Annotated in this window: 11 protein-coding genes and 1 pseudogene; 5 read left to right on the top strand and 7 right to left on the bottom strand. The window is 66.9% G+C overall.

What is annotated here, in order from left to right; all coding sequences use genetic code 11:
- Nucleotides 1–573 precede the first annotated feature (573 nt).
- Nucleotides 574–1,212 (bottom strand): TetR/AcrR family transcriptional regulator, encoded by a 639-nt coding sequence (locus ABD793_RS42375; RefSeq protein WP_344869528.1) that lies wholly within the window; start codon nt 1,210–1,212, stop codon nt 574–576.
- A gap of 173 nt (nt 1,213–1,385) precedes the next feature.
- Here ABD793_RS42375 and ABD793_RS42370 point away from each other — a divergent pair, with 173 nt between their 5' ends.
- The 4 genes from ABD793_RS42370 to ABD793_RS42355 are packed head-to-tail and all read left to right on the top strand — an operon-like array spanning nt 1,386 to nt 5,127.
- Complete coding sequence (locus ABD793_RS42370) at nt 1,386–3,011, top strand: CocE/NonD family hydrolase (protein ID WP_344869527.1); 1,626 nt, start codon at nt 1,386–1,388, stop codon at nt 3,009–3,011.
- The gene (locus ABD793_RS42365; protein ID WP_344869526.1) at nt 3,008–3,697 is read left to right on the top strand and encodes an isochorismatase family protein; all 690 of its coding nucleotides are present in this window, start codon (nt 3,008–3,010) and stop codon (nt 3,695–3,697) included. Before ABD793_RS42370 ends, ABD793_RS42365 begins: the two co-directional genes overlap by 4 nt.
- Nucleotides 3,698–3,706: 9 nt before the next feature.
- Nucleotides 3,707–4,600 carry an alpha/beta fold hydrolase gene (locus tag ABD793_RS42360; protein WP_344869524.1) on the top strand — a complete coding sequence of 298 codons (894 nt, stop codon included), beginning with the start codon at nt 3,707–3,709 and terminating at the stop codon, nt 4,598–4,600.
- Nucleotides 4,597–5,127: a cupin domain-containing protein gene (locus ABD793_RS42355; protein WP_344869522.1), complete on the top strand. Its 531-nt coding sequence runs from the start codon at nt 4,597–4,599 to the stop codon at nt 5,125–5,127. The genes ABD793_RS42360 and ABD793_RS42355 overlap by 4 nt, the downstream gene beginning before the upstream one ends.
- A gap of 323 nt (nt 5,128–5,450) precedes the next feature.
- Here ABD793_RS42355 and ABD793_RS42350 read toward each other — a convergent pair.
- A pseudogene (locus ABD793_RS42350) lies at nt 5,451–5,899 on the bottom strand (transposase); the annotation flags it as partial.
- Between the two features lie 16 nt (nt 5,900–5,915).
- Here ABD793_RS42350 and ABD793_RS42345 point away from each other — a divergent pair.
- Nucleotides 5,916–6,344, top strand: a complete 429-nt coding sequence (locus ABD793_RS42345; protein WP_425548859.1) for a hypothetical protein — start codon at nt 5,916–5,918, stop codon at nt 6,342–6,344.
- Between the two features lie 148 nt (nt 6,345–6,492).
- Here ABD793_RS42345 and ABD793_RS42340 read toward each other — a convergent pair whose 3' ends face one another.
- The 5 genes from ABD793_RS42340 to ABD793_RS42320 form a co-directional block, all read right to left on the bottom strand.
- On the bottom strand, nt 6,493–7,209 hold the full coding sequence (locus tag ABD793_RS42340; RefSeq protein WP_344869518.1) for a hypothetical protein: 717 nt from the start codon (nt 7,207–7,209) through the stop codon (nt 6,493–6,495).
- A gap of 15 nt (nt 7,210–7,224) precedes the next feature.
- Nucleotides 7,225–8,460, bottom strand: coding sequence for a hypothetical protein (locus ABD793_RS42335; protein WP_344869516.1), 1,236 nt, complete (start codon nt 8,458–8,460; stop codon nt 7,225–7,227).
- Between the two features lie 26 nt (nt 8,461–8,486).
- Entirely contained in the window at nt 8,487–8,837 is a 351-nt protein-coding gene (locus tag ABD793_RS42330; RefSeq protein WP_344869514.1) for a hypothetical protein, read from the bottom strand.
- 3 nt (nt 8,838–8,840) lie between these two features.
- Entirely contained in the window at nt 8,841–9,512 is a 672-nt protein-coding gene (locus tag ABD793_RS42325; RefSeq protein ID WP_344869513.1) for an SAV_915 family protein, read from the bottom strand.
- A gap of 238 nt (nt 9,513–9,750) precedes the next feature.
- Nucleotides 9,751–9,984: Scr1 family TA system antitoxin-like transcriptional regulator (locus ABD793_RS42320; protein WP_344869512.1), on the bottom strand; the 234-nt coding region annotated here is incomplete at its 5' end.

The raw sequence follows: 9,984 nt of genomic DNA, 5'->3' as shown, positions 1-9,984 counted from the left end.
TGCCGCGCTCTCGCGCGGGGAAATGTCGCTGATCCACGACATGGCCCCGGATGTGCACCACACCTTCCCCGGCCGCGGCGCCCTCGGCGGCCAACGCACCACCCGCGACGACGTCGCCGCCTGGCTGGGCACGGAATAGCCGAAGCCGCAGCAGGGGCCATCGCCTCAGTCTGACGCGACACCCCGGATCACCTCGGCCAGGCGGCCGCTGGGTCGCACGGCAGTGCCGCCCATCAACAGCACAACCCACATTGAGCGCGGACGCGGCCTCGCCCGTGTGCAGCTGCGGATATGTGTCGCGTCTGTCGCCGAGGAGCTCTGCCGGCGGCTCAAGACGACACCGCGCATGACTGCGTGAGGTCTCACGCATGCCGCCGAGATGACCAGGGCACTGCGCAGGCCAGCGGGGTGACCCTCCTCTTCGACGCCTGGAGTCAGCCTTTCACACTCACTCCGCACCCCTGGCCGCGACCATCGCCGCCGGCAAGTTCCAGGCGTCCGTCCGCCGCACCCCCAAACCACTGCCGCGCAAGGGTCCTCAGCCGCCCGGCGTCCCGGGCGGTGTCGGCTGCGCTACGGCCGGGCCTGGCGTTCGAAGGCCTGCTCGACACCCGTGCGTTCGACCGGAGGACCCGGCACTGCAGCCGGGCCGCCGGTGGCGACGCCGTTCAGGAACAGCGCGATCTGGCGTCGGGCAAGGTGGTCCCAGTCGAGGTCGTGGGACCTCGGGTAGGTGATCATCGCGCTGAACGTGATGATGTCGGTCGCGTTGACCGGCGAGTGGATCGTGCCCTCGGCGCGGCCGGCTGCGATGAAGTGCTCGAGCCGCCGGTTGATCGCCCGGCGTGCTTCCACGGCTTCCGGGGTGAGCAGCGGCGGTGCGCCGTGCAGCGGAAGGACCAGCTGGTCGCCGACGATCAGCGAACCCTCGAGAAACCGGGCGACCGCGTCCAGCCCGCCGAGCCCGGCTTCCTCCTCGATTCCGTCCAGAATCCCGTTGAGCAGACCGTACGCGCGGTACTCCAGTGCGTGCAGCAACGCGTCACGGTCGGGGTAGCTCCGGTAGAGCGTGCCGATCCCGAGGCCGGCCTCGGCCGCGATGGTGGCCAGTGGGACGTTGCGGCCTTCCCGCAGCATTGCCGTGACAGCCGCCGCGAGGAGCCGTTCACGGTTGGCTTCCGCATCTCGGCGGGCTTTGCGCGGGCGGGGCATCGGTTCTCCTCGGCGTGACGCGACATTCGGCTCAATGCAACTGGACAGTGCCGGCCAGCTTAGACTAGTATCGATTATCCGGACGAAATGTTCCGGATTGTGGGTCGACGTGGTACCACGCTGACTGTCCTTTGTGGGGTATCCAGCCGCCTCGGCGAGAAGGGAACGAGCAGGTGGTCGATGTGGCGGTGGCCCCGTTCGAGATCGAGGTGCGCACCCGTGCCGGTGATCTCGCCAGGGCCGACGTGTACCTCCCGGAGCATGCCTCCGGTCCGCTTCCGGTGCTGCTGGGCGCATCGCCGTACCAGAAGTCGCTGCGCCGGCTCCCGGCACACCCGATCTTCCCCTTCGTCGAGTACGGCCCGATCCAGTTCTACCTCGACCACGGCTACGCCTACGTGGCGATGGACGTGCCCGGCACCGGCCGTTCCGAGGGCAGCTGGGATCCGGTCTCCCGGCAGGAGGGGGAAGCCGTCCACGACATGATCGAGCACGTCGCGGTGCAGGACTGGGCGAACGGCGCGGTCGGCATGGTCGGCATGTCGTACTACTGCTGGAGCCAGTGGAACACCGCACGCACGCGTCCGCCGCATCTGAAGACGATCGTCGCCTACGACGGCGCCACGGACATGTACCGCGACTGGATGTACCACGGCGGTATCCCGAGCACCCAGGGATTCTTCGCGTCCTGGCTGTTCGGCTCGGTGCTCATGCAGCACCAGCTCAACGGGATCGACTTCCACGACGGCCGCAAGGACCAGTTCGCCTTCGACGTGCTGAGCCACCCCTTCGACGACGAGTGGCACCACCGCCGGTCCCCGTTCTGGGAGCTGGACCGGATCGACATCCCGGTGTTCTCGATCGGCGCCTGGGGCAAGGCTTCACTGCACCTGCGCGGCAATTTCGCCGGCTACGAGCGCGTCCGCGGCCCCAGGCAGCTGCTGATCGCGCACCCGGACACCTTCGCCGCCGCCCAGCAGTACTACTTCGACGAGGAGTTCCACCGCACCGAGGTGCTGCCGTGGTACGACCACCACCTCAAGGGCGTGCAGAACGGTGTGATGGACCGGCCGAACGTCCGGTTCTACGTCAACAACGAGAACACCTACCGTGCGGCGAGCACCTGGCCGCCCGCCGACGCGGAAACGGCGACGCTCTATCTGTCCGGCAACCACAGCGGAACGGTGACCTCGCTCAACGACGGCTCCCTCACCGCGGAGGCGCCCACACCGGAGCAGGACCGCACGTCCTGGTCCTATCCGGATCCGCAGTGGCGGGCCGGGGTCACCGTCTTCGACGCCGAGGGCAAGCCCGACCACCTCGCGCGGGTAACCACCTTCACGTCCGAGCCGATGGACCGCGACCGGGAGTTCACCGGGCAGGGCGTGCTGACCCTGCACGCCTCGACCGACCAGCAGGACGTCGACCTCATCGTGTCGTTGTACGTGGTGCCCGGACCGGAATCCGGGGCGCCGCCGAAGCGGGTCACCCAGGGCTGGCTGCGGGCCTCACATCGCGCCGAGGTGCCCGAGCTGACCACGCCGCTGCGTCCGTTCCACGACCACACCGAGGCCGAGCCGCTCACTCCCGGCCAGGTCTACGAGCTACGGGTCGAGCTGTTGCCGATGTCGTTCCTCGCGCGCCGCGGGGATCGGATCCGGTTGTCGATCAGTAACCACGACTCGACGATCGCCGACGCTCCGATGACCCACTTCTACGGCCGGAAGGTCGGTACCGACACCTATCACCACGACCGGGCCCACCCGTCTGCCATCCAGCTGCAGGAACGGCCGCGATGATCGCTGTCGCCGAGGCAGCCCTGCTCCGCGCGGAGCCGCTCACCGTCCCCGCGCATTCGCTCGCTTTTCCGGAGAGTTTCCCACTACTGCAAGGAAAAACCATGACGCTGCACATGCTTCTGCCCGGTGAGACCGCGCTGCTGCTGATCGACCACCAGGACGGCACGATGAGCTGGGTCGGCTCGATCGACCAGGACGTGCTGAAGGCGAACGCGCTCGCGCTCGCCAGGGCGGCCAAGGCACTGGAGATACCGCTGGTCCTCACCTCGTCCCTCGAGGACCAGGCACAGGGGCCGCTGGCCAAGGACTTCGAGGAGTTCGTGCCGGACGAGTACGCCGGCCGCATCAAGCGCACCGGGGTCGTCAACGCCTGGGACGACCCCGCGTTCGCCGCTGCGGTCGAGGACACCGGACGGCGCATCCTGATCATCGCCGGGGTGACCAACGACGTGTGCACCGTCTATCCCACGATTACTGCGCTCGAGCGCGGCTACACCGTGTACGTCGTCGCCGACGCGGGCGGTTCGCCCAACGGGGTCGCCGACGAGGCCGCCCTGCGCCAGATGGAATCGGCCGGCGCCGTCATCGCGTCGACGAACATGATCCTCACCGGGCTGGCACGCGACTGGAATTCCCCTGCCGGACAAGCCGTTCTGCCTGCCGTCGCCTCGCTCATCCCGAACTGAGCGGTGGCGATGCAGACCCTGCCGCGGGAATTCACCCGCCGCGAAGCGTGCGTCAACGGCACCACGCTGAGCTACCTGATCGGCGGCGAGGGTGCACCGCTCGTGCTGCTGCACGGCTGGCCGCAGACGGCTCTCGCGTGGCGGCACGTGCTCGCGCCACTCGCCGGGCTCGGTTTCACGGTGGTGGCGCCCGATCTTCGCGGGCTCGGTGAGTCCGCGCGGGCGGAGTCCGGCTACGACAAGGACACCCAAGCCGACGACCTGTGCGGGCTGTTGAAAGCGCTGCGGCTGGACCAGGCCGTCCGCCTGGTCGGGCACGACATCGGCGGTATGGTCGCGTTCGCCTGCGCCCGGCGGTACCCCGAGACGGTGGAGCGGCTCGTGCTCGCCGAACTCGCGGTTCCCGGGTTCGGGCTGGAGCAGGCAATGGACGTGGCACACGGGGGCCGGTGGCACTTCGGGCTGTTCATGACCCCGCAGGTGCCGGAGCTGCTGGTCGCCGGTCACGAAGAGGAGTTCTTCCGCTGGTGGTTCGCTCACCTCGCGGGCAGGCCCGATGCGATCGCCCCGGCGGACGTCGCGGCGGTCAGCCGCTCCTACTCGGGTTTCGCCTCGTTGCGCAGCGGTTTCGAGCACTACCGGACGCTGCTCGCCGACGGGCAGGTCAACCGCACCTGGTACGAGGACGGCGGACGGCTCACCATGCCGGTGCTCACCATCGGCGGTGGACTGGGCGCCGGCACCCGGCTCGCCGACGGCCTCCGGCCCGCGGTGCCCGGCGTGACCACGGCGGTGCTTCCCGGCGTCGGCCATTTCGTTGCCGAAGAGGATCCCGGACAGTTCCTCCGGATCCTGGCGCCGTTCCTGATCGGAACTGTCCACAATAGACCGGAGAGAGAATGACGACCGAACCCGGCAAGTCCCCGATTCCCGCCGACGATCTGCAACGGCAGCTCACCGTCGCCCGTCCCGGCGACAAGGGCAGCCTGAAGCACATCGCATTGGCCGGCGACATCTACACCATCCTGGTGACCGGTGCGCAGACCAACGGCCGGTACTGCCTCATCGACATGCGGATCCCGCCGGGTGGTGGCCCGCCGCCGCACCGGCACGACTTCGAGGAGATGTTCACCATCCTGGAAGGACAGATCCGGTTCACCTTCCGCGGCCAGGACGTCACTGTGAACGCGGGCGAGACGGTGAACATCCCGGCGAATGCCCCGCATTTCTTCCGCAACGCCTCCGGCCGGCCCGCACGCATGCACTGCATGTGCACCCCGGCCGGCCAGGAGGACTATTTCCGGCAGGTCGCCGACCCGGTCCCGAGTGCGAACTCGGAGCCGCCGAAACTGACCGAGGCCGAGCAAGCCGAACGCGGCAAGAAGGCGGCGGAACTCGCCGCGCAGTACCGCACCGAGCTGCTGGCGTGACGGAAAGCGTCGTGGCCCGGCTTCGCCACCGACTGCGCTCACCGTCGAGGCCACGAGCCGCTCGCGGAGTCTTGCCTGATGACCGGCCCGTATCAGTTCGGCCAATTCGATCTCGGCGGAAACGGCGAACACGTGAGCGATATCCTGCGGCTTCCAGCCAGAGCCGCAGCCGACCGGCCCGCCCATAGACCTCATCTGCGGTGAACCACGGGGATGCTCAACCAGCACATCACGAAGTGTTGCTGCAGTACTGAAAGCGTGACCAATTTCGTGAGTTTCTTGTAGCAGGTGAGGGTGCGGAAGGCGCAGAGGTGGTTGGTTTAGCGGCCGTCGCGGATGGCGAGTCGGTGGTAGCTGAAGGGCCAGGCGATGGATCGTTCGATGCCCCACCGGTGTTTGCCGAGTGCGCGGTGGCGGGGTCGGCTCGGTCGGACAGAACATGGATCTTCGATCCGGACTCGCCGCGGTCGACCGGGTTCGGGCCGGGCATGGGTTCTTTTTTCGCGTGCACCGATGCTCGGTCAAGGACTGCCCGGGACCAGTCGATCTCGCCTCGACCACTCAGTTCGTCCAGGACAGCCCGGTGCAGCCGGGGCTGCAGACGGGCCTCGGTCCATTCGGTGAACCGGCGATGCGCGGTCGCCACCGTGACCTCGAACGACGGTGGCAGCATTCGCCACGCACACCCGCTCGTCAGCACGTCCACCACCGCCGTGAACACGGCCCGGTCCTCGACCGGCGCCCTGCGGACGCGGCGCAAACGATGGGAGTGTGGATGGTCGTGTGCCGTGGTCGATGCGTTGTACCGGCGGTTGGTGCCGGACGAGTTGCGGGCTCTGGCGGAGCCGTTGAGGAATCGGCACGCGAGCGTGGCCGGCGAGATCAGTACCGGGGACTATGCGTCATTCGGCCACAGCGTGGGCGCGGCCATCGCTTTCGAGGCGTGCGTCCTCACCTGGGACGGCGGCCACCGCGGCGGTTGCACGCTCCGCGTACAAGAGTTCGTCTGCGGCAGTGCGGTGCCGCCAATGGAGTCCTCCCGGGGTCGTGACCTGCGGTTGCTGCCCGACCGGGCATTCCTCGACGTGGTCGCGAAGCTCGGCGAGTTGTCTCGCGCGGTGAAAGCCGAGCCGCGCTGCGGCACGAGTTCCTGCCCGGTCTGCGTGCCGGCTACGCCCTGGCCAAAACGTATGACTACCAAGACGGGCCGGAGCTGACCTGCCCGGTGTGCGCGTTCCGCGCAGCAGGACCGACGCGCACGTCGACCAGGTAGGACTGCGGCTATGGCACAAGCACACCGACGAAGGCGCACACTGTCTCTGAGGTGTGCCCGGCGGCTCGAGCGGCTGGCCCGCTCAGGGTGCGTTACCGCTCGCGGTGTTCGGAATTCCGGATCTTCAACGCCGGTGTCTTGTCGAGCTGCAGGATGCCGATCGCTTGATTGCTGACCTGCGCACCACTGGCTACTGAATGCAGAATTCCGTTGTAGACGAGGTCCCAGATTCGGCGATCCAACTGCAGTTCTTGTGTGCTTCGGGAGAAGCCTCCGCCCTTATTGTAGAGCCAGAGGTGGAAGGTTGTACCGCCGTAAGAAGCATCTATTTTTGTCAGTTTGTACAGGTCGAGCCAGATTCGCTTCTTGATGCCCCAACGGGAGCGCTCTACCAGTAACCAGTCTGCGCCGGCCGCGTAGGTGAGATAGGTGAACGGGCTGCTCGTCAAGAATGTACCGACGACAATGATGATCCACATGGGCCACGCTGTGAATGCGCCGAAGCCGTCGCCATGAAATAGGGAAATCGCGGCAACAATCACGAGCATGATGACAAATCCTACGACGATGCTCGTGAATTTCCCTTTGCGGCTCTCCCGGTGCCAAGCCAGGACTGGTCCCTTGTCTGGTGGAGGTGCAGGCTTATGCGAGAGCCGGGTTTCGCGGCCAGGGTCGGCATAGTGCGGGCGCTGCTCGCCTCCGAAGTAGCTTAGGCCATGCGGTGGGAATGGCTCACCGGTTTGCGGGTCCGGCCGGGGAGGAAGGTCAACAGGGCCGTCTGCGCTATCCGGCGTCGGTGCTTTCGTCATGGGTGTGTTTCCTGCCTATTTCGGCACGAGCCAGTCGGTGACAGCTTGCCCGCCGATCGCGCCCGCGATACCACCGGCTGTTCCTACCACGAACGAGCCAACAGGACCCAGCGGTGCGCCGTAGATGGCGCCAGCTGCTGCGCTCGCCGCTATACCGCCGAGTGCGCCGCCTACGATCAGGCCGCCAGAATCAGCGACAGCCTTCCCCCAGGTCTGCTCGCCCTTATAGGCCGAATAAGCCTCATTTCCCACGGTAAGAAGGCTGCCCACGTAAGGCATTCCTTTGGCTAGCTTCTGCCCCGCCTTCAGGCCTAGTCCCGCGTCTTCTGGTAGGACGTGGAGCTGGCCCTTGCCGGGGTACTTGGCAATCCAATCGCGAACTTTTGGAGGCACGTCTTTGACGTACTTTTCGAATTGTTGTGCGCGGGTTTCGTAGGACGCCTTATTGCCGCGCGATTCGTCGGCTGCCCATTTGAGGAGAGCTTTGTCCTCAGGTGTCATGTTGATGAGGGTGCCGTTGGCCCAACCGTCGAAGAATTGGGCGCTGGTGGCGGCGCGTTGGGCTTTCTGCAGGGCTTCCATGCGGGGGTTTTCGAAGGAGCTGATGTAGCTGTTGACGCGGGCGATGGTGGTGGTGCCGACTTTGTAGGCGTCGATGTCGAGGCGGCCTGAGGGTGGCTGGATCGCTTGGCGGAGTGCTTGGTGTGCGTTGCCTTCGGTGGTGCGGGCAGCGTCGACGATGGCTTTGCATTCGTTGTAGACGGCGACTTTGGTGTTGTGGTCGGCGACCAGGCTGTTGTACTGCTTGACATCGCCTTCGTAGATGCCGACCGCGCGGGTTCCGCCGCCGGCGGTGCAGACCTCGATCGGGGTGCCGGGTTTGTTCATGGGGATCGGGTCGGGTTCGACGATGAAGGGCCCGTCGACGCGCAGGTCGCCGGCGTGGGCTTTGGCCAGTGCGTCGTTCATGCGGGCGATCACCGCATCCAGCGAGGACGCGAACTCGCGGAGGCCGCGTTCGGTGCTGGCGGCCCAGTTGGCCATGTCGTCGGCGGTGACGTCGATGTTGTCGATTGATTCCTGGAATGCCTGGCTGGCCGGCCCGTGCCACCCGGCTTCGGCGCCGCTGCGGGCGTTGCGGACGTTCCCGGCGGCGTGGTGGCCGGCGTCGGCGACGGTGTGCAGCCAGTCCGCGGCGGCGGTGCAGGTGCCGGATGAGCCGTTGACGGTGGTGTTGAGTGCTTGTCCCATGCTGCTCTCCCCTTCAGCCATGGATTTTAGCCGTGGACGTGTATTTCGCGGTGGGTATCCGGATCGTCGGCGTGCTTGTCGTTGAGCTTGAGCTGTCCGGCGTGGTTGTTCTCGATGTCGTCGTAGGCGCCATTGGCGGCGTGGACCTTTTCGGCAGCCCCGCCCGCTGCACCTGCGGCGCCGACGCCCATCTTCATGATGTCGTCCAGGACGGTTCCGATGATGGCGGATGACGCGCCGGCATCGACCGCCTGGACTACTCGTGAAGTGGTTGCGTCGAGCGCCTTTTCCCCGTCGCGGAGCTGTCCGGCGACGCCGGTGAGGGCGCCTTCGGTGTAGCTGTAGCCGCTGCTGGTGTCGCCATAGGGCATGGACATGCCTTACTCCCCTCCGATCGCTGACCGTGACGTCCAGTTGTGCACGGGTGCGGTGTGCCGGAACTCCTCGGCGAGCACGGGGTTGAGCAGCACACCGTGCCCGCCGGATTCGTGCACTACGTGTTGGAGGTCGCCGGTGTCGATGGCGACCCAGGGCTGATACGGGCCGCATCCGGCGGCCAGCAGCTGCGGTGAGGTGTAGGCCAGCAGCACCGGCCGCCCGTTCCGGACGGGTTGCAGCTCGAGTTCGACCACGTACTGGCCGGTCCGCACCGGGCGCGAGGGCACGTAGACCCGCCCATCCGGCTCGTCCAGCGGCTCGACCGGCTCCAACGGCGGCTGATCACGACTGTCGACGTCCGGGTAACGCGGCACGGGGTCGAGCACAGCATCGAACGCCACGACACCGATCCCCAGCTCCTGGCATACCTCGACCAGCCGGTCCCGGGCGACCTGCACCCACGGCTGCCCGCTCCCGCAGGCATCGACGAGCAGCTGGATCGACGAATAGGCTGCGATCGCGAGTTCGTTCCGCGCGGTCTGCCGGACCTCAAGCCCACCCGGTCGCCCGCCTTCACCCGCGGTGACCAGCACGAACACCAGATCCGGTAGTCGCCCCGGCACGTCGTCCAGGCGCACCAGTGCCTGTCTGGCGGCGGACACGTCTGATCCCACCACTGTTCCTCCCCCTGCACTACACGACCGTGTGTGGTCGCGTTGTCACTGTAATAGTGACTTGCCGGGGTTGTCAGCAGTGTGTGCATGATCGTCGTCGCTCGCGACCGTCTCTACCAGCAGAGACGGCTGGTGGTGCCGCGTCGAGTGTCCTCGGGTGCCGACGGTTCGCGGGGTCTGGCTGGGGCGGTGCGGTGTGGGGGAGGGGTGCGCGGTTTGTTGTTGTGGTGTGGGTGGGTCAGGTGTTGTCGGTGTCCTGCGGGTCGAATGTGGCGGCGAACTGTTCGATGGCCATGGCTGATTCGAGCGGGGTGAGGGCGAGGTTGTCGAGTTGGTTGATGACGTGGCGGTATTCGCCGTTGTCGTCGGGGATGAAGCATCCGGCGCCGTGGTGGGAGAAGTAGGCGACGGGTCGGGGTGTGGTGTAGAGGGTGAACGGGCCGGACAAGCCCGGGTGCCAGCCGATGCGTTC

The organism is Amycolatopsis ultiminotia (assembly GCF_039536925.1).
Classification (GTDB): Bacteria; Actinomycetota; Actinomycetes; order Mycobacteriales; family Pseudonocardiaceae; genus Amycolatopsis; species Amycolatopsis ultiminotia.
This window is presented reverse-complemented; position numbering and strand designations above follow the sequence as displayed.